The sequence below is a fragment of the Streptomyces sp. NPDC015242 genome (assembly GCF_043079125.1).
Lineage (GTDB): Bacteria > Actinomycetota > Actinomycetes > Streptomycetales > Streptomycetaceae > Streptomyces.
Map to the genome: position 1 here is coordinate 180975 of NZ_JBIBUF010000004.1, position 19560 is coordinate 200534.

Annotated in this window: 14 protein-coding genes, 1 pseudogene and 1 riboswitch; of the genes and pseudogenes, 5 read left to right on the forward strand and 10 right to left on the reverse strand. The window is 71.1% G+C overall.

Annotated elements, in window-relative coordinates:
* Position 1: 1 nt before the first annotated feature.
* From ACF07N_RS15460 to hisC, 5 genes are all read right to left on the reverse strand, one after another.
* Positions 2–1084: a M23 family metallopeptidase gene (locus ACF07N_RS15460; protein ID WP_392112712.1), complete on the reverse strand. Its 1083-nt coding sequence runs from the start codon at positions 1082–1084 to the stop codon at positions 2–4.
* Between the two features lie 77 nt (positions 1085–1161).
* On the reverse strand, positions 1162–4686 hold the full coding sequence (gene cydD / locus ACF07N_RS15465; RefSeq protein ID WP_392112715.1) for a thiol reductant ABC exporter subunit CydD: 3525 nt from the start codon (positions 4684–4686) through the stop codon (positions 1162–1164).
* A gap of 12 nt (positions 4687–4698) precedes the next feature.
* Entirely contained in the window at positions 4699–5703 is a 1005-nt protein-coding gene (gene cydB, locus ACF07N_RS15470; protein WP_392112718.1) for a cytochrome d ubiquinol oxidase subunit II, read from the reverse strand.
* Positions 5704–5723: 20 nt separating this feature from the next.
* Positions 5724–7229 (reverse strand): cytochrome ubiquinol oxidase subunit I, encoded by a 1506-nt coding sequence (locus ACF07N_RS15475; protein ID WP_392112721.1) that lies wholly within the window; start codon positions 7227–7229, stop codon positions 5724–5726.
* A 217-nt stretch (positions 7230–7446) separates the two neighbouring features.
* The gene (hisC, locus tag ACF07N_RS15480; protein WP_392112724.1) at positions 7447–8526 is read right to left on the reverse strand and encodes a histidinol-phosphate transaminase; all 1080 of its coding nucleotides are present in this window, start codon (positions 8524–8526) and stop codon (positions 7447–7449) included.
* 431 nt (positions 8527–8957) lie between these two features.
* Between hisC and ACF07N_RS15485 the strand changes: the two genes are divergently transcribed.
* The 3 genes from ACF07N_RS15485 (at position 8958) to ACF07N_RS15495 (ending at position 12492) form a co-directional block, all read left to right on the forward strand.
* Positions 8958–10070 carry a LacI family DNA-binding transcriptional regulator gene (locus tag ACF07N_RS15485; RefSeq protein WP_383327507.1) on the forward strand — a complete coding sequence of 371 codons (1113 nt, stop codon included), beginning with the start codon at positions 8958–8960 and terminating at the stop codon, positions 10068–10070.
* A 277-nt stretch (positions 10071–10347) separates the two neighbouring features.
* Positions 10348–11439, forward strand: coding sequence for a metallophosphoesterase family protein (locus ACF07N_RS15490; protein WP_392112727.1), 1092 nt, complete (start codon positions 10348–10350; stop codon positions 11437–11439).
* Positions 11440–11622: 183 nt separating this feature from the next.
* Positions 11623–12492, forward strand: a complete 870-nt coding sequence (locus tag ACF07N_RS15495) for a hypothetical protein (RefSeq protein ID WP_392112732.1) — start codon at positions 11623–11625, stop codon at positions 12490–12492.
* Between the two features lie 169 nt (positions 12493–12661).
* Here the strand turns inward: ACF07N_RS15495 and ACF07N_RS15500 are convergent.
* Positions 12662–12778 (reverse strand): annotated as a pseudogene (locus tag ACF07N_RS15500) (thiamine biosynthesis protein ThiC); the annotation flags it as partial.
* 70 nt (positions 12779–12848) lie between these two features.
* Here ACF07N_RS15500 and ACF07N_RS15505 point away from each other — a divergent pair.
* Positions 12849–13418, forward strand: coding sequence for a DUF4240 domain-containing protein (locus ACF07N_RS15505; protein ID WP_392112735.1), 570 nt, complete (start codon positions 12849–12851; stop codon positions 13416–13418).
* Between the two features lie 179 nt (positions 13419–13597).
* On the opposite strand, the gene thiC is transcribed toward ACF07N_RS15505, so the two are convergent.
* On the reverse strand, positions 13598–15382 hold the full coding sequence (gene thiC, locus ACF07N_RS15510; RefSeq protein ID WP_392112738.1) for a phosphomethylpyrimidine synthase ThiC: 1785 nt from the start codon (positions 15380–15382) through the stop codon (positions 13598–13600).
* Positions 15375–15564: riboswitch (TPP riboswitch) on the reverse strand. (Overlaps the previous gene by 8 nt.)
* A gap of 781 nt (positions 15565–16345) precedes the next feature.
* Between thiC and ACF07N_RS15515 the strand changes: the two genes are divergently transcribed.
* Positions 16346–17545, forward strand: coding sequence for a YibE/F family protein (locus ACF07N_RS15515; protein ID WP_392112741.1), 1200 nt, complete (start codon positions 16346–16348; stop codon positions 17543–17545).
* Positions 17546–17638: 93 nt separating this feature from the next.
* Here the strand turns inward: ACF07N_RS15515 and ACF07N_RS15520 are convergent, their stop codons facing one another.
* From ACF07N_RS15520 to ACF07N_RS15530, 3 genes are all read right to left on the reverse strand, one after another.
* On the reverse strand, positions 17639–18073 hold the full coding sequence (locus ACF07N_RS15520) for an SsgA family sporulation/cell division regulator (RefSeq protein ID WP_383327493.1): 435 nt from the start codon (positions 18071–18073) through the stop codon (positions 17639–17641).
* A gap of 99 nt (positions 18074–18172) precedes the next feature.
* Positions 18173–18898, reverse strand: coding sequence for an IclR family transcriptional regulator (locus tag ACF07N_RS15525; RefSeq protein ID WP_383327490.1), 726 nt, complete (start codon positions 18896–18898; stop codon positions 18173–18175).
* Positions 18899–19221: 323 nt separating this feature from the next.
* Positions 19222–19434, reverse strand: coding sequence for a DUF5326 family protein (locus tag ACF07N_RS15530; RefSeq protein ID WP_392112745.1), 213 nt, complete (start codon positions 19432–19434; stop codon positions 19222–19224).
* Between the last annotated feature and the right edge of the window lie 126 nt (positions 19435–19560).

Consider the following 19560-nt stretch of genomic DNA (forward strand, 5'->3'; position numbering starts at 1 on the left):
GTCACAGCGACACGCCGCGCGCGGCGAGCCAGGAGACCGGGTCCACCGCCGATCCCGACTCCGGCGTGACCCGTGTCTCGAAGTGCAGGTGCGGCCCGGTGGAGTTGCCGGTGGTGCCCGACTGGCCGATCCACTGGCCCGGGCCGACGCGTTCGCCCGGGTCGACCGCGACGGACGCGAGATGGGCGTACTGCGTGTAGTAGCCGCCCGCGTGCCGCAGCACGATCTCGATCCCGAACGGCCCACCGCACGACACCCGCACCACCCGTCCCGCCCCCACGGCCCGCACCGGCGTGCCGATCGGCACCGCGAAGTCCTGCCCGGTGTGCCGGTTCGCCCACCGGGCACCGCCGCTGCCGTAGGACGAGGACAGCACGTACGTCTCCACGGGGGTCATCCACGCGCTGGTGAACTCCGTCTCCGGCTGGTCGAGCCGGACGGCTCCCCGGCACGCGCCGGCGGCGACCGCGGCGTCCGCCCGCCCCTGGAGCTCCGTACGGGCCGACTCCAGCTTCTGCTCGATGTCCTGCTTCAGCGCGGACAGCTGGGTGTTCCGCTTCTCCAGCGCCTGCCACTCGGCCGCGGCCTTCGCCTCGTCCGCGGCGAGCCGTGCCTCCGCCCGGCGGTTCTTGGCGATCGCGTTGTTCACGGCGAGATCGGCCTGCGCGAAGGCGTGGTGACCGCGCATCAGGCCGTCGGGGCTGTCGGCCAGCATCATCTGGGCGGCGACCGGCAGGCCCCCGCTGGTGCGGTACTGGGCGCGGGCGATACGGCCCAGGTCCTCGTGCAGGGCTGCGATGTGCCGCCGCTGGGTGCCGAGGAGTTCCTCCGCCCGCCGGGCCCTGGCCCGTTGCTCCTCGGCCGCGGCGCGACCGGCCTCGTACCGCTGCGTCGCCACCGCGGCCTCCTCGTACAGCCGCACCACCTCGGCGCTGAGACCCGTCGCCACGGCGCCGCCGTGCATCTCGGGGCCGCCGGCGGGGTCGGCGGGTTCCTCGTCCGCGGACAGGGGCCGGGCCCCGAGGACCGCCAGCACGCACAGCAGGACGGGAACGACCACGCGGTGGCGGCGAAGTGAGCGCATGTCAGCGATCGTCACCCAGGGGCGGGGCCCGGTCGCGTTCATCGCGTACGGCCGGGGGACCGGGTGAGCCGAACGGCTCAGCCCGGCGCCCCGACGGGCCCCGTCGAGGGCACCGTGACGAGCGACTCCGATGCCGCCTCGCGCTCCGCCATCGTCCGCAACGGCCCGTCCACGGCCACGAGCTCCTCGTACCGCCCGCGCTGCACGACCCGTCCCCGGTCCAGCACGATCACCTCGTCGACCGCCTCAAGACCTGCCAGCCGGTGGGTGATGAGGAGCGTCGTGCGGCCCTCGGTGGCAGCCAGCAGGTCCGCGGTGAGCGCGTCGGCGGTCGGCAGGTCGAGGTGTTCGGCGGGCTCGTCGAGCACCAGGACGGGGAAGTCGGCGAGGACTGCCCGGGCCAGGGCGAGCCGCTGCCGCTGCCCGCCGGACAGCCGCGCCCCGTGCTCGCCGACGAGCGTGTCGAGCCCGTCGGGCAGGGTGTCGGCCCAGTCCAGCAGCCGGGCCCGGCCGAGCGCGGCACGCAGCTCGTCCTCGCCGGCGTCCTTCCTGGCCAGCAACAGGTTCTCGCGCAGCGAGCTGTCGAAGAGGTGCGCGTCCTGCGCGCAGAGCCCGACGAGCGCGCGGACCTCGTCGCCGGGCAGCGCGTCCGCGTCCACGCCGGCGAGCGTGTAGGTGCCCGCCCGCGCGTCGAGGAACCGCAGTAGCACCTGGGCCAGCGTCGTCTTGCCCGAGCCGGAGGGGCCGACCACGGCGACGCGGCGGCCCTCGTCGAGCGTCAGGTCCAGTCCGGCGAGCGCGTCCCGGTCCTGCCCCGCATGCCGCGCGGCCAGCCCTTCGACGACCACCGGGAACGGCGAGGCGGGCGCGGGCAGCGGCCGCTCCGGCTCCCCCACCGGCTCCGGCGCGTCCAGCACCTCGAAGACCCGCTCGGCACTGCGGCGGACCCGCTGCCGGTACTGCACGGCCAGCGGCAGGCCCAGCACGGCCTCGAAGGCGGCGAGCGGGGTCAGGACGACCACGGCCATGGCGACACCGTCCAGCCGTCCGCCGGCGACGGCCTGCGCGCCGACCAGGGCGGCGGCCGTGACGGTCAGGCCGGAGACCAGCGCGGTGAGCCCGTCGCCGAGTGCCGTGGCGGTGGCGGCGCGGGAGGCGATCCGGGTGAGCACCCCGTCGGCCTCGCGGGCCTGGGCGGTCCGGGCGGGCAGGGCACCGGCGACGGTCAGCTCGGCGGTTCCGGTGAGCAGGTCGGCCACGCGGGTCGCCAGCACCCCGCGGGCCGGGGCCAGCCGGTGCTCGGCGCGGCGGGCCACGGCACCGGTGAGCAGCGGCACGCCCACGCCCGCGGCCAGCAGCCCGGCCGCGAGCAATGCCCCGGCCTCGGGCAGCAGCCAGGCCGTGAAGCCGACGGACGCGGCCGAGACGACGACGGCGGCCCCGGCCGGCAAGCGCCACCGCAGCCAGTAGTCCTGCAGCGCGTCCACGTCCGCGACGAGCCGGGTGAGCAGGTCCCCACGGCGGGTCAGACGCAGCCCGGCGGGTGCGAGCCGCTCCAGCCTGCGGAAGACCGCGACCCGGGTGTCCGCCAGCATCCGCAGCACGGCGTCATGGGAGACCAGCCGCTCGGCGTAGCGGAACACGGCCCGCCCGATACCGAAGGCGCGCGTCGCCGTCACGGCCACCATCAGGTACAGCACGGGCGGCTGCTGCGAGGCCCGCGAGATCAGCCACCCGGACGTGGCCATGAGCCCCACGGCACTGCCGAGCGCGAGGCTGCCGAGCAGCAGCGCCAGTGAGAGCCGCCCGCGCCGGGCACCGGAGAGCGCGCGGACCCGGCCGAGGATCCCGCCGGACGGGGGCACGTCTGCGGACCCGGTTCGAGCGGCCGGGGCGGACGCCACGGCTCCGGCGGTGCGCGCACCGCGGGTGACGGCGGGCGCCGCGGACCCCACGGACCCCGCGGACATCTCCGGCTCGGCCAGCCGCACCACCCGGTCCGCCACGTCCAGCAACGCCGGCCGGTGCACGACCAGCAGTACGGTCCGTCCGGCCGCCAGCCGCCGCACCGCTGCCACGACCTCCGCCTCGGTGGCCCCGTCCAGGGCCGCCGTCGGCTCGTCGAGCAGCAGCACGGGCCGGTCCGCCAGGAACGCCCGGGCCAGCGCGAGCCGCTGCCGCTGCCCTGCGGACAGCCCCGTCCCGTCCTCGCCGAGCACGGTGGCGGCACCCTCGGGCAGCGCGTCTACGAACTCCAGCGCCCCGGCGTCCCGCAGCGCTCGCCGCACGGCGTCGTCGTCCGCGCCGGGCCGGGCCAGCCGTACGTTCTCGGCGATGGTCCCGGCGTACAGATGCGGCCGCTGCGGGACCCAGGCGATCCGGGACCGCCACTGCTCCAGGTCCGCGTCGGCCAGATCGACTCCGCCCGCCAGGACCCGCCCCTGGTCCGGGGCGACGAACCCGAGCAGGACACCGAGCAGCGTCGACTTGCCGGCACCGCTCGGGCCGACCAGGGCGACCGTCTCGCCGGGCTCGACCCGGAAGCTCACCTCACGGACGGCGTCCCCCGAACGCCCGGGGTACCGGACGGTCACGCCCTCGAAGGCGAGCGCCCCCTCCGGCACGGCCCGCGAGCCGGGCGCCGGCACGGGAGTCTCCAGGACCGCGAAGATCTCCTCGGCGGCGGCGAGTCCCTCCGCCGCCGCGTGGTACTGCGCCCCGACCTGCCGCAACGGCAGATACGCCTCCGGCGCCAGGATCAGGATGACCAGGCCGACGTACAGGTCCATCTCGCCGTGCACCAGCCGCATGCCGATCGTCACGGCGACCAGGGCCACCGAGATGGTGGCGAGCAGCTCCAGCGCGAAGGAGGAGATGAAGGCGATCCGCAGCGTTCGCATGGTCGCCCGCCGGTACTCGCCGGTGATCCGCCGGATGGACTCGGCCTGTGCCTTGGCGCGGCCGAAGACCTTCAGCGTCGGCAGCCCGGCGACGACGTCGAGGAAGTGTCCGGACAGCCGGGACAGCAGCCGCCACTGACGGTCCATCCGCGCCTGGGTGGCCCAGCCGATCAGCATCATGAAGACCGGGATGAGCGGCAGGGTACCCACGATGATGGCCGCCGAGACCCAGTCCTCGGTGACGATCCTCGCCAGCACCGCCACCGGCACGACGACCGCGAGGCCGAGCTGGGGCAGGTACCGCGAGAAGTAGTCGTCGAGGGCGTCGACACCCCGGGTGGCCAGGGCGACCAGCGAACCGGTCCGCTGCCCGCTCAGCCAGCCCGGCCCCAGCCGGGTGGCACGCTCCAGCAGCCGCCCCCGCAGCTCCGACTTCACCGCCGCGCTCGCCCGGTGCGCGGCGAGCTCGGTCAGCCAGCCGACCAGCGCCCGCCCGACCGCGACGGCGACCAGGAGCAGCAGGGGAGTGCGGAGCGCGGACCCCGCCATGCCGTGCTGGAAGGCGCCGACCACCACCTCGGCGATGAGCATCGCCTGCGCGATGACCAGCCCGGCCCCCAGCGCCCCCAGGGCGACGACCGCCGCCAGGAAGCCCCGGGTGGCACGGGCGTAGCGGAGCAGACGCGGATCGATCGGTTTCACGTGAAACACACCTCAGTGCACGGGGTCGGCGATGTGCTGCGTACCGATCCGCTTGCGGAAGACCCAGTAGGTCCAGCCCTGGTAGACCATCACGACCGGCGTGGCGACCGCCGCGCACCACGTCATGATCTTCAGCGTGTAGGGGCTGGACGAGGCGTTGGTGACCGTCAGGCTCCAGTCCGGGTTCAGCGTCGACGGCATGACGTTCGGGAACAGCGTCAGGAACAGCATCGCCACGGTGGCGACGATGGTGAGACCCGACAGCGTGAACGCCCAGCCCTCCCGGCCGGCCCGGGCCGCGACCAGCGCCATGACCAGCGACGCCACGGCCACGGCCGACGCGACGAGCGATGCCCCGTTGCCCCGGTCGGTCTGCGTCCACAGCAGGAAGGCGAGGGCCAGCAGGGCGGTCACCGCTCCGACGCGCAGCGCCAGCTTCCGCGCCCGCTCCCGGATCTCGCCGACGGTCTTGAGCCCGACGAACACCGTCCCGTGGAAGGTGAAGAGCGACAGCGTGACCAGGCCGCCCAGCAGCGCGTACGGGTTGAGCAGGTCCAGCACACCACCGGCGTAGTTGAAGTCCTGGTCGATCTTCACGCCGCGCACGATGTTGCCGAAGGCCACGCCCCACAGGAACGCCGGGAGCAGCGAGGTCCAGAAGATCGCCGTCTCCCAATTGCGCTGCCAGCTCTCCTCGGGCCGCTTGACGCGGTACTCGAAGGCCACGCCCCGGACGATGAGGCAGACCAGGATGAGCAGCAGGGGCAGGTAGAAACCGGAGAAGAGCGTGGCGTACCACTCGGGGAAGGCGGCGAAGGTCGCGCCGCCCGCCGTGAGCAGCCACACCTCGTTGCCGTCCCAGACGGGGCCGATCGTGTTGATCAGCACCCGCTTCTCGGGCCGGTCGCGGGCGAGCAGCCTGGTGAGCACGCCGACTCCGAAGTCGAAGCCCTCCAGGAAGAAGTAGCCGGTCCACAGGACGGCGATCAGAACGAACCAGACGTCGTGCAGTTCCATGACGGTGCGGCTCCCTCGGCCTAGTAGGAGAAGGCCATCGGCTTGTCGGCGTCACGGAGGTCGCCGCCGATCTTCGTGGGCGGGTTGAGGTCGGCCTCGGTGAGCTCGGGCGGGCCGGCCTTGACGTACTTCACCAGCAGCTTGACCTCGATGACGGCGAGGATCGCGTACAGCACGGTGAAGACGATCATCGAGGTGAGGACCTCGGCCTGGGAGACGCCGGGGGAGACCGCGTCCCGCGTCTGGAACAGGCCGTAGACGACCCACGGCTGGCGGCCCATCTCCGTGAAGATCCAGCCCCAGGAGTTGGCGATCAGCGGGAAGGTCATCGTCCAGACCGCCACCAGCCAGTACAGGCGGGTGAGCCGCGGCTGGAGCGGCGTGCGGAACAGGACCAGATGCGGCACCTCGTCCTCCCCGGTCCGCCAGGCCGCCGGCAGCAGGAACTTCTTGCGGGTGAGCCACAGTCCCAGCAGGCCGATCGAGAACGACGCCATGCCGAAGCCGATCATCCAGCGGAAGCCCCAGTAGGCGACGGGGACGATGGGCTTGTAGTCACCGGGGCCGAACTGTTCCTGGAGCGCCTTGTTGGTGTCGTTGATGCCCGGCACGTACGACTCGAAGTCGCTGTGGGCCAGGAAGGACAGCAGGCCGGGTATCTCCAGGGCGACCTTGTTGTGCCCCTCGTCGACGTCCCCGTACGCGAACACCGAGAAGGGCGCCGGCTTCTCGCCGTCCCACAGTGCCTCGGCGGCGGCCATCTTCATCGGCTGCTGCTCGTACATGACCTTGCCGAGGGTGTCGCCGCTGACCGCGGTGAGCAGGCCGCCGACGGCGACGGTGACCAGACCGAGGCGGAGCGAGGTCCGCATCACCGGGATGTGCTTCTTGCGCAGCAGGTGGAAGGCGGCGATCCCCACCATGAAGGCCCCGCCCGTCAGGAACGCCGCGGAGAAGCTGTGGAAGACCTGGTTGAGCGTGGTGTTCTGGGTCAGCACCAGCCAGAAGTCGGTCAGCTCGGCCCGGCCCTTCTCACCGTTGATCCGGTAGCCGACCGGGTGCTGCATCCACGAGTTCGCGGCGAGGATGAAGTACGCCGACAGCAGCGTGCCGATCGAGACCATCCAGATGCACGCCAGGTGGATCTTCTTGGGGAGCTTGTCCCAGCCGAAGATCCACAGGCCGATGAAGGTGGACTCGAAGAAGAAGGCGATCAGGGCCTCGAAGGCGAGCGGCGCACCGAAGACGTCCCCGACGAAGCGTGAGTAGTCCGACCAGTTCATGCCGAACTGGAACTCCTGCACGATGCCGGTGACCACGCCCATGGCAATGTTGATCAGGAAGAGCTTGCCCCAGAACTTGGTCGCCCGGAGGTACTTCTCCTTCTCCGTGCGCACCCAGGCGGTCTGCAGCCCGGCCGTGAGCGCGGCGAGCGAGATCGTCAGGGGGACGAACAGGAAGTGATAGACGGTGGTGATGCCGAACTGCCATCGCGCCAGGGTCTCCGGCGCCAAAGCCAGGTCCACGTCGCCGCTCCTTACCTACGCTTGTGAAAGCGTTCACATTCACAAGCCATTATGCAGCACGCACTTTCGACGGATGGAGGGGGCCCCGTGTGACGCTCGTCAACCCGGGCGTACCGGCAGTGAGAGCGCCGGTTTCACGTGAAACAAGGGCTTCGCAACGCAGCGAGCCGGCCGGCGCCCAGCGCCGACCGGCTCCCTCACATCCCGTGCCGAGAGGCTAGAGCTCCTTGTGGAAGCCCTCCGCCACCTTCAGGAAGATGTCGTTGGCCTCGGCCTCCCCGACCGTCACCCGCACGCCCTCTCCCGGGAACGGCCGGATCACCACACCGGCCTGCTCGCAGGCTTCCGCGAACGCGACTGTGCGCTCCCCCAGCCGCAGCCAGACGAAGTTGGCCTGGGTCTCCGGCACCGTCCAGCCCTGGGCACGCAGCCCGTCGACCACACGCGTGCGCTCGCACACCAGCGAGCCGACCCGCCCCAGCAGCTCGTCCTCGGCGCGCAGCGAGGCGATCGCCGCCTCCTGCGCGAGCTGCGTCACGCCGAACGGCACCGCCGTCTTGCGCAGCGCCGCCGCCACCGGCTCGTGGGCGATGGCGAAGCCGACCCGCAGACCGGCGAGGCCGTACGCCTTGGAGAAGGTCCGCAGGACGCAGACGTTGGGCCGGTCGCGGTACAGCTCCACGCCGTCCGGCACCTCGGGGTCGCGGATGAACTCGCGGTACGCCTCGTCGAGCACCACCAGCACGTCACCGGGGACCCGGTCCAGGAAGCGCTCCAGCTCCGCCCGCCGCACGACCGTGCCGGTCGGGTTGTTCGGGTTGCAGACGAAGATCAGCCGGGTCCGGTCGGTGATCGCGTTGGCCATCGCGTCCAGGTCGTGCACGTCACCGGAGGTCAACGGCACCTGGACGGAGGTCGCGCCGCTGATCTGCGTGATGATCGGGTAGGCCTCGAAGGACCGCCAGGCGTAGATGACCTCGTCGCCGGGGCCGGAGGTGGCCTGGATGAGCTGCTGGGCGACGCCGACCGACCCGGTGCCGGTGGCCAGGTGGGACAGCGGCACGCCGAACCGCTCGGACAGTTCGTTCATCAGCGCCGTGCAGGCCATGTCCGGGTAGCGGTTGAAGGAGCCGGCCGCCGCCGTCACGGTCTCCATCACACCGGGCAGCGGCGGATAGGGGTTCTCGTTGGAGGACAGCTTGTAGGCCACCGGCCCACCGGTCGCGGCCGGCTTGCCCGGCTTGTAGGTGGGGATCCCCTCCAGCTCGGCGCGCAGCTTCGGGCTCGTCTCGCTCACCGCAGTCCTCCTCGCGAAGACCGGCGGCCCCTGACCGCCGCCGACATCCAATACTGCTCACCTTATGAGGATTCGGCGCCGCTGCGTATAGCCACGGCGGACCCGCGCACGCCGCCCGGCCGCGTCCCACCGGCATCAGGGGCATCACCGTACGAAGGCGTACGAATTCGGGGGCGCGCCGCACATATATCTATGCGCCGGTGGTGCACGCCGTGGCGCGCATCCCCCGTGCAGGTGAGTTGAGACCTCTTCGCAACCTCGGCCCCTTGGCAGGCCTGTGCGGGCCGACACGTCACGTCCTGGCATGAGAACGCTCAACGCCCTTGTTTTCGCGGGCAATTGAACCTTGTTGATCATGCAGAAACGTGCCTGTCAACGCGTGCATATGCGTCCGCACTACCCCACCGCATGAGCCCTACTATCGGCTCGCCATGACAGCAGCAGGGAAGCACCAGGTGAGCCGCGCGGAAACCTCTCGGCGAGGCAGCCGGCCGGGTCGGGCGGGTATCAGAGACGTGGCCGCCGCCGCCGGAGTCTCCATCACGACCGTCTCCGACGCCCTCAACGGCAAGGGCCGGCTCCCGGACGCCACCCGGCGCCACGTCCGCGAGGTCGCCGACCGGCTGGGCTACCGGCCCTCGGCCGCCGCCCGGACCCTCCGCACCGGCAAGTCGGGTCTCATCGGCCTGACCGTGACCACGTACGGGGATGAACCTTTCACCTTCACCGAGTTCGCGTACTTCGCCGAGATGGCCCGTGCCGCCACCTCCGCCGCGCTCGCCCGCGGGTACGCCCTCGTCATCCTGCCCGCGACGTCACGGCACGACGTGTGGTCGAACGTCGCCCTGGACGGCACGGTCGTCATCGACCCCTCCGACCAGGACCCCGTCGTCAGCGAACTCGTCCGGCAGGGCCTTCCGGTCGTCTCGGACGGCCGCCCTGCCGGCGCCCTGCCCGTCACGGCCTGGGTCGACAACGACCACGAGGCCGCCGTCCTCGGCATCCTGGACCACCTGGCCGATGCCGGCGCCCGCCGCATCGGCCTGCTGACCGGCACGACCACGGACACCTACACCCACCTGTCGACCACCGCGTACCTGCGCTGGTGCGAACGCGTCGGACAGGACCCGGTGTACGAGGCCTACCCGGCGCACGACCCGTGCGCGGGCGCCGTTGCCGCCGACCGGCTGCTCGCCCGGCCCGACCGCCCCGACGCGGTCTACGGGCTCTTCGACCCCAACGGCACCGACCTGCTCGCCGCCGCCCGCCGCTACGGCCTGCGCGTCCCCGACGACCTGCTGCTCGTCTGCTGCAGCGAGTCCACCGTGTACGCCAACACCGAACCGCCGATCACCACCCTCTCCCTGAAGCCGCGCCGCATCGGCACGGCGGTGGTGCAGCTGCTGATCGACGCCATCGAGGGCGTGGAGTCCGACCAGCCGGTGGAGCAGGTGATACCGACGGAGCTGATCGTGCGCACCTCGTCCCAGCGACGCCCGCCGCGCACGACGGTCAGCCCGCCGCGCTCGCCCGAGGACACGTAGGCCCCGCACCGGGCCGGGAGACAGGTGCGCGCCTGAGGAGAAACGGGGCCGGTCCCCGGAGAGAAGGGACCGTTCTCGCGAAGAGAAGACGAGCGAGGACGGTCACACGGCGGTCGAAGCCCGGCTCAATCGGGGCGAAAGCCGCGGTGAACTGGAGTCTTGCTCTGATTCACCACCCCGGGGTCATCACATGGCGCGATCCGCATTCCTATGATGGGCCCACGACACCGGCGGGCCGCTACGACCAGGCAGTCCGATGCGGTGCAGATGCGGCGCGATGGTGGAGGGGTCGATGACGCAGGGGGCCGGTCAGGGACCCGAGGTGGAGCGGACGGCGACGTTGCGCGACTTCCGGGTGCCCGCGTACGTCCACGAGACCGGTCCGTACGTCCACAGCGTTCACCCCGGCGAGGCCGCCCCGCCGCCCGAGGAGACCTATCCCGAGGGATACACGCCGACCCAGCGCGACCTCCCCGTCGTCAACCGGGGCGACACTGTCCAGGTGACCGTCGACCCCGAGACCGCCGCCCCCGCGTCCGCCGCCACCGGGCAGGGCCCGCTGTACGTCGTGGGCGACGTGCACGGCTACCTCGACCAGCTGGTGACCGCCCTCCAGGAGAAGGGCCTGCTGGACGACGCCGGCCACTGGTGCGCGGGCACCGCCCGGCTGTGGTTCCTCGGCGACTTCACCGACCGCGGTCCGGACGGCATCGGCGTCATCGACCTCGTGATGCGGCTGTCCGCCGAGGCCGCCGCGGCCGGCGGTTACTGCAAGGCCCTCATGGGCAACCACGAGCTGCTGCTGCTCGGCGCCAAGCGGTTCGGCGACACCCCCGTCAACTCCGGCGCCGGCACCGCCACCTTCCAGGCGGCCTGGCTGCTCAACGGCGGCCAGAAGACCGACATGGACCGGCTCCAGGACCATCACCTGCAGTGGATGGCCCGGCTGGACGCCGTCGAGGAGGTCGACGGCCACCTGCTCGTGCACTCCGACACCACCGCCTACCTCGACTACGGCCGCTCCATCGAAGAGGTCAACGACACCGTCCGCGAGACGCTCACGCGCAACGACGCGGACGAGGTCTGGGACCTGTTCCGCAAGTTCACCAAGCGGTTCTCCTTCCGTGACGAGGGCGGCGCGGACGCCGTGCGCTCCCTGCTCGATACGTACGGGGGCACCCGCATCGTTCACGGCCACAGCCCGATCCCGTATCTGCTGGGCGAGGTCGGCTCCGAGGAGGACGAGGAGCGCACCGACCCCGTCGTCGAAGGGCCGCACGTCTACGCCGACGGACTCGCGATCGCGATGGACGGCGGCGTGACCATGGCCGGAAAACTGCTGGTCCAGCAACTGCCCCTGGCCACGTGAACGTTCACCGGCCAGGCGTGTTCCGTCACCGGTCCGCACCGGTGACGGGCCAATTTCGGTAAACCCCCTGTCACCGCCCACCGTCACCGCTCTACCATCGGCTTATCCGTAGCAGGCTCCCCTCCGTTTCTGCCCGACGGCTCGTCAGCATGCCGAGCCACAAGCCCTACGGAGCATCGGGGGATGCACATGAACAGCGTTCCGCAGCACCTGCTGAGCGAGGACCGCCAGGAATACGAGCGGATCCTCGATGAGGCGCTGCGCTCCGCACCACACCACCCGGACCTGGCCGCCGTCGGACAGCGGCTCAACTCCGAACAACTGCGCACCATGGCGCTGAACGCCACCGCGCTCATCACGGCCGCCGCGTCGGCCGAGTACGCGCACTACGTCAAGGTCCGCGACGAACTCCGCCGGCCGGCCCCGGCGAGCTCACCGTCCGTGCGGGAGTCCGGTTCCGGCGAACCCGGCACGGGCGGATCCGGCCTCGCCGCCACCGTGGGGGAGGTCGCCGCCGAGACCGCCGGTGCGGGCGCCGTCGCCGTCGTCGCCGTCCTCGCGCCCGTCCTGGCCGGAACCGCAGCGGCGATCTTCCTGCTCGTCGGCTACCTCCTGCAGATGCTCGATCCGCAGCAGGGGTTCGCCCGGACCATGCTCACCACGGGCTGGGTCTTCGGCGCCGTGACCGCGGTGGCGATCCTGGTCGCCGCGGTGGGGCTGCTGCTCACCGCGCTGCGCAACAAGCCGACGGCCGACGCCGGTCCCTACGGCGAACTGCGCAGGGAGGTGGAGCGGGCCAGAGAGGCCTGGCGGGCGGCCCTGCTGGAGCGCGGCATCCTGCCCTTCCTGCGGGAGGCGCTCGCCGACCCGGGCGCGGCCGCCGCGCTGCACCCCACGTCGACGCCCGCCCCGGTCAGCCGCATGCCGCACCTCGGCTACGACCGCCCGGGTTTCACCAGTCCGGACGACGGCGGCCGCGGCTCGCGGCCGAGCTTCAGCAGCCCGGACTACACGAGCCCGGACTTCGGAGGGCCGGAACACCAGCCGGAGTAGCCGATCGGTGCTGTCCGGCCGGGGGTGCTGCGGCCCAGCAGCCGCCGGCTTGCGCTCCCCCTGCAGGGCGAGCTCAGGGAGCGCAAGCCGAGCACCCGGGCAGGCCGGCGCCGTGCAGCCGAGTCCCAACCCTGGCGCAGTCGAGACCCGGTCGGCGGCCGTCGGCCGGTCAGTCCGCGATCGGCAGGTACACGCGGTTCCCGCTCGCCGCGAACTCCTTCGACTTCTGCGCCATGCCCTCCTCGATCTCGGCCCGGCTGCCGCCGTGCTCGCGGCGGATGTCTCTTCATGCTGGACAAGTCCAGACCGGAATCGCGCCGCCCGGTTGTCGTACGCGGCTGGCACAGTGCACCACCATGAAGACTGACCGGTTCTGGAACATCATCGAGTCCGCGCGTTCGTCGGCCGCCAGCTCTGACGTGCCCTTCCATGAGGCCCTGGTGGAACTGCTCGCCGGTAACCCTCCGCAGGAGGTCCTGGAGTACGCCGAACGGTTCGATGAGGTACACGACGCTCTGTACCGCTGGGACGTCTGGGCGGCGGCGTACCTCATCGGCGGCGGCTGCTCCGACGACAGCTTCATGGACTTCCGAGCAGGAGTGATCGCGCTGGGCCAAGGCTGGTACGAGCGTACGGCTCTCGATCCGGACAACCTCGCCGAGCACCCCACTGTCATCGCAGCCGCGAGCGCCCACCGCGACGAGGCACTGTTCTACGAGGAAGTGAACTACGCCGCCGTCGGCGCATTCGAACGCCTTACGGGAAACCCGGATGCCTTCTACGAGGCTTGGGCCAGGTACCAGCCAGTTGCTCATCAGGACACCGATGCAGAAGACATGGGGGGAGACTTCGACTTCGACGACGCGCGTGAAATGCATCAGCGGCTGCCCCATCTGGCGAGGCTCTATCTGGGAACCGGCGACTAGATGGCGCCGAAATCCAGAAATCGGCATAGGAATCGCCGCGATCCACGACCATCGGACCGACGTCGTCGTCCGGCCCCGTCGACAGGAGCTCTGCGAAAGCACGTAGGCAGGTCAGTGCCTTCCAGCGGACAGAACGGCCCACGACTGCACGAGCCGCGGGCCGTCCCACCCGGCTCCGACTAATCAGCCAGCGGCAGATAAACCCGGTTCCCGCTCGCCGCGAACTCCTTCGACTTCTGCGCCATGCCCTCCTCGATCTCGGCCCGGCTGCCGCCGTGCTCGCGGCGGATGTCCTGGGAGATCTTCATGCTGCAGAACTTCGGGCCGCACATCGAGCAGAAGTGGGCCGTCTTGGCGGGCTCCGCCGGCAGGGTCTCGTCGTGGAACTCCCGCGCCGTGTCCGGGTCGAGGGCCAGGTTGAACTGGTCCTCCCACCGGAACTCGAAGCGGGCGTCGGACAGCGCGTCGTCCCACTCCTGCGCGCCCGGGTGTCCCTTGGCCAGGTCGGCCGCGTGCGCGGCGATCTTGTAGGTGATGACGCCGGTCTTGACGTCGTCGCGGTTCGGCAGGCCCAGGTGCTCCTTGGGCGTGACGTAGCACAGCATCGCCGTGCCCCACCAGGCGATCATCGCGGCACCGATGCCGGACGTGATGTGGTCGTACGCCGGGGCGACGTCCGTGGTCAGCGGGCCGAGCGTATAGAACGGAGCTTCATCGCAGATCTCCTGCTGAAGGTCGATGTTCTCCTTGATCTTGTGCATCGGGACATGGCCCGGGCCCTCGATCATGGTCTGTACGCCGAAACGCTTCGCTATCCGGTTGAGTTCCCCGAGCGTCCTCAACTCCGCGAACTGAGCCTCGTCGTTGGCGTCCGCGATCGAGCCGGGGCGCAGGCCGTCGCCCAAGGAGTACGTGACGTCGTACGCGGCGAGGATCTCGCAGAGCTCCTCGAAGTTCTCGTAGAGGAACGACTCCTTGTGGTGGGCGAGGCACCACGCGGCCATGATCGAGCCGCCGCGGGAGACGATGCCGGTCTTGCGGTTCGCCGTCAGCGGTACGTACGCCAGGCGCACGCCTGCGTGGACCGTCATGTAGTCCACGCCCTGCTCGGCCTGTTCGATGACCGTGTCCTTGTAGATCTCCCAGGTCAGTTCCTCGGCCCGGCCGTCGACCTTCTCCAGGGCCTGGTAGAGCGGCACGGTCCCGATGGGGACGGGGGAGTTGCGCAGCACCCACTCGCGCGTGGTGTGGATGTTGCGGCCGGTGGACAGGTCCATGACCGTGTCGGCGCCCCAGCGGGTCGCCCAGGTCATCTTCTCGACCTCCTCCTCGATGGAGGACGTCACGGCCGAGTTGCCGATGTTGGCGTTGACCTTCACCAGGAACCGCTTGCCGATGATCATCGGCTCGATCTCGGGGTGGTTGACGTTGGCCGGGAGCACCGCCCGGCCCGCCGCGATCTCGTCGCGCACGACTTCGGGCGCCACGTTCTCCCGGATGGCCACGTACTCCATCTCGGGCGTGATCTCGCCGCGCCGGGCGTACGCGAGCTGGGTGACGGCCTTGCCGTCCCGGCTGCGGCGCGGCTGGCGCGGCCGTCCGGGGAAGACGGCGTCGAGGTTGCGCAGACCCCCGCGGGGCGAGGTGTGCTTGATGCCGTCGTCCTCGGGGCGGACGGGGCGGCCCGCGTACTCCTCGGTGTCGCCGCGGGCGATGATCCAGTTCTCGCGCAGCGGCGGCAGGCCCCTGCGGACGTCGGTCTCGACGAGCGGATCGGTGTACGGGCCTGATGTGTCGTACAGCGTGACGGACTGCCCGTTGGTGAGATGCACCTGACGGACCGGCACGCGCAGGTCGGGGCGGGTGCCCTCGACGTACGCCTTGTGCCAGCCGATGGACTTCCCGGCCTCCTCGGACTGTCCGTCCTGAACGGAGGCAGGCGTGCGTGCGTCCTTGTTGGTCATGAGACCTACTCCCTACGCCGGCATTACCCGGTAACAGGTTCGGCGGTCGACGCAGCGGCTTCCGTCTGCCGACGTTCCGTGTGAAACATCACTCGACATCGGTGATGTTTCATGTGAAACATCGCTGGGACGGAGGTCAGCGCCCTCTCAGCCCGGTGCTCCGAGCTCCCGCGTGTACAAAAAGGTGCCTCCACGCTAGCGGCAATCTTGGCGCGGTGAACAGAGGGCCCCCGTCGTTCTTGCGATGATCGGGCGGTGACCACGACACAGCGCCCCCCGTACCCCCCGCCCGAACCGCCCCGCGGATCCGGCGCCGGACACGGCGACGGCCCTGGTGGCGGCAGAGAGACCACCGCCGGAGCCGGGAACGGTCCTGCCCGGGGGCAGGACCGTGGGTACGGACCCGGTGCGAGTGCGCGCGCGGGTGCGGGCGGTGGCGAGCCCGGCCCTCAGCAGGCGCCCGGCCCTTCGGCCGGCTACGGAGCCGGTACGGGCGGCGGCTACGCCCCGCGTCCGGGTGACGGGTTCCGTGAGGGATACGGACCGGGTGCAAGCGGCGGCTACGCACCGGGTGAGGACGGTCGCCGGAACCCCGCCTCCCGCGGTGGCGGATACGGCTCCGAGGGCGGACACCGGGCGGCAGGCGAGTACGGCCCCGGAGGCGAGTACGGCTCCCGTGGCGAGTACGGCCCCGGAGGCGGATACGGTTCCGGCTCCCCCGGCCAGGGCGCCGGACCCGGAGGCGGCGGTCAGGGCCCCAGCGGTCACGGCCCCGGCTCCGGAGGGGGCGGTCAGGGCCCCGGAGGAGGTGCCGGGAACGACTCCGGTGGAGGGGACGGCCACGGGCACGGCCACGGGTCCGCTCCCGGCGGTGGACACGGCCACTCACACAGTCACGGTCCGGCCACGCCCGTCTCGGCGCATCTGCGCAAGGTCATCGCGGCGGTCCTGATCCCGTTCGGCGTGGCGGTACTGGTCGGTCTGGCCGTGCTGTGGCCGGGCGGCGCCCCGGCGCACGAGCGCACCGGCGTCGGTTTCGACCGGCAGACCCAGCAGGCGACGGTCACCGAGGTCGTGGAGGTCAGCTGCAAGGAGGCGGGCGCCTCGGGCGTCCCGCCGACCGGTGACACGTCCACCGCCGAAGGCTCCTCCGCGGTGCAGCAGGAGAACGGCACCTGTAAGCGGGCGACGATCCGGGTCGACAGCGGCAAGGACAAGGGCCGCACGTTCACCGAGATCGTCCAGCCCGACCAGTCCCGCCAGTTGCACGAGGGCCAGGAGGTCGTGGTCGCCTACGAGCCGTCCGCGCCCAGGGACCTGCAGTACTCCGTCACGGACGTGAACCGGCGGATGCCCCTGGCGCTGCTCGCCGGCATCTTCGCGGTCGCCGTCGTGGTCGTCGGGCGGCTGAAGGGTGTCATGGCGCTGGTCTCACTGGCCATCAGCTTCCTGGTGCTGAACTTCTTCATCCTGCCCGCGATCCTGCAGGGTTCGAACCCGCTGGTCGTGGCGGTGGTCGGCGCCAGCGCCATCATGCTCATCGCCCTGTACCTGTGTCACGGTCTGTCCGCCCGGACATCCGTGGCGGTGCTCGGCACCCTGGTGTCGCTGCTGCTGATCGGCGTCCTCGGTTCGGTGTTCATCGACTGGGCCGCGCTCACCGGCAACACCGACGACAACACCGGTCTCATCCACGGGCTCTACCCGACGATCGACATGAGCGGTCTGCTGCTCGCCGGCATCATCATCGGCTCACTCGGTGTCCTCGACGACGTGACGGTCACCCAGACCTCGGCGGTCTGGGAGCTGCACGAGGCCAACCCGTCGATGGGCTGGCGCGGTCTGTACCGGGCGGGCATCCGGATCGGCCGCGACCACATCGCCTCGGTCGTCAACACGCTCGTCCTCGCCTACGCGGGTGCCGCGCTGCCGTTGCTGCTGCTGTTCTCGATCGCGCAGAGCGGTGTGGGGACGGTCGCCAACAGCGAACTGGTCGCCGAGGAGATCGTGCGCACGCTGGTCGGTTCGATCGGTCTGGTCGCCTCGGTGCCCGTCACCACGGCGCTGGCCGCGCTGGTGGTGTCGGCGGACCGGCCGGGAGCGGAACCCTCCGCGGAACCCGCCGCCGCGCGCGGGGGGCGGGGACGGCGCCGCAAGCGCTGATCCGCAGGGCGTGGGGGGCGTACGGAGAAGCGTTCCTGCAGAGCGCGGCGGGGTCCGGTGAAGCGTTACGCCACCGTCCCGCCGGCCGAGGTCTCATCCGGCGCCCTGCTCCGCCAGGATGCGGTCGAGGGCCTCGTCGAGGTGGGCGTCGAAGTCGGCGAGCGAACCCTCCTGGCCCAGGGGGACCAGCTTGTCCGTGCGGTCGAGGAAGGCGACCAGCGGTGCCGTCGAGGACCGGAAGAGAGCCTGGTCGCTGCCCACCTGAAGGCGGATCAGCACCTCGCCCAGGGAGTCCGGTTCGACCGGGGTGACGCGCACGTCGCCCTCCCCGCACGGCCGTCCCACGCCGTCGATCAGCAACTCCCGTCCGAAAGCCCAGGTCACCGGGGCGTCACCGGGCAAGTGAAAGGTCAGCCGCACGGCGTAGGGATCGCTGGTCTCATAACGCAGCTCCACCGGAATGCGGAAGGAGAGCTCCTCGGAGACGAGGAAACTCATCATGACCTCTGCTTGTACGGACTCGTGCATCGCTAACCCCGTCATTCGCCGTCGACTGGCCGGGTACGAACCTCTGACATCTGGAGGAATCTTGCTGAACGTACACAGCAGATCACAAGGAGTGAGTTTTCACATACTGATAGAGAGCGCCAACGACCCCAGCAGACGCCCGATCTCGTTCTGCAACTGCCGGGCCGCGGGCAGCAGGCGGTCCGACTGGTGTGCGGGCAGCGAGATGGCCACCGTCGCGGCGGTGGTGCCCAGGGTCAGCGGAATCGCCGCGCACACCGCGCCCAGCACGTACTCCTGACGCTCGATCACCGGTTCCATCCGGCGGATCCGCTCCAGCCGTCTGAGCAGGCTGTGGTCGTCGCGGACCGTGTACGGGGTGAGGGGCTGCACCGGGTAGCGGTCGAGGTGGTCGCGGCGGGCCTCCTCGTCCAGCTGGGACAGCAGGCACTGCCCGATGGCGTGCGCGTGCCCGGTCTCCCGGAAGTCCGCCCATTCCTCGACCGCCGGGGTGCCGGGGGTGTCGGAGACGCACATGACCTCGATCTCGCCCTCGCGGTAGACCGCGTAGTACACGGGCACACCGAGCGCGTCCCGCCAGCGGGCGAGGGCGTCCACGACCGTGCTGCGACGTTTCTGCCGTGCTCCGCTGCTGCTGAGCCGCTCGACCGCGGCACCGAGGAAGAACAGGCCCTTGTCCCGGTGCAGATAGCCCTCGTGCACGAGCGTGCGCAGCAGGTGGTACGTCGTGGGCAGCGCGAGTCCGGTCTCGCGCGCCAGTTGCTTGGCGGGAGCGCCGTACTCGTGCCGGGCGACGGTCTCCAGCAGGCGCATGGCGCGCTGCACGGATCCGATGAGGGTCGCCGGCGGCGGAGAGGGGGGTGGGGTCGCGCGGCCGGGTGCCGAACGGGGCTGCGCGGGGACAGCGGGCAGGTGGACTGGGGCGGTGTCAGCCGGGACCAAGGGTCACTCCCGAGACGCGAGGGGGCAGCCCGTGCGGGGAACACGGGTGGGGGTGTACGCCGCTCGCGGGGGGTGACCCCGCGTCGAGTTCCGGACTCTATTCGTCCGCCACCGCGCGCAGACGGCCCGGACGGGAAACTTCCCCCGGCCGAGGGAACCGGTGATCCCCGGCGTTTCCCGCTACCCCCACCGGTTTCCCACCGGCCTCACCAGTCGCTGCGTGACGAGGAGCCGGCGGTGAACTTGCGTACGACGTAGATCAGTCCGCCGACCAGGGCCACGAAGACCAGCAGTTTGAAGAGCAGTCCGATGACGAAGCCCACCACACTGGCGATCAGCCCTCCGAACACGACGAGGGCGATGACCGGCACCGCGACCCACTTCACCCACCACGGCAGTCCCGCCAGGATCTCTCGCATCGCCCTCGTCCTTACCTCTCCGCCCGCTCGAGTGCCGGGTCGTGTCCATCGTCGTGTCCATCGTTGATGTTCCGCACTCGATGCTAGGTCCGGGAGCGGGTGCCGCGGGGGCCTCGCACCCCTTGT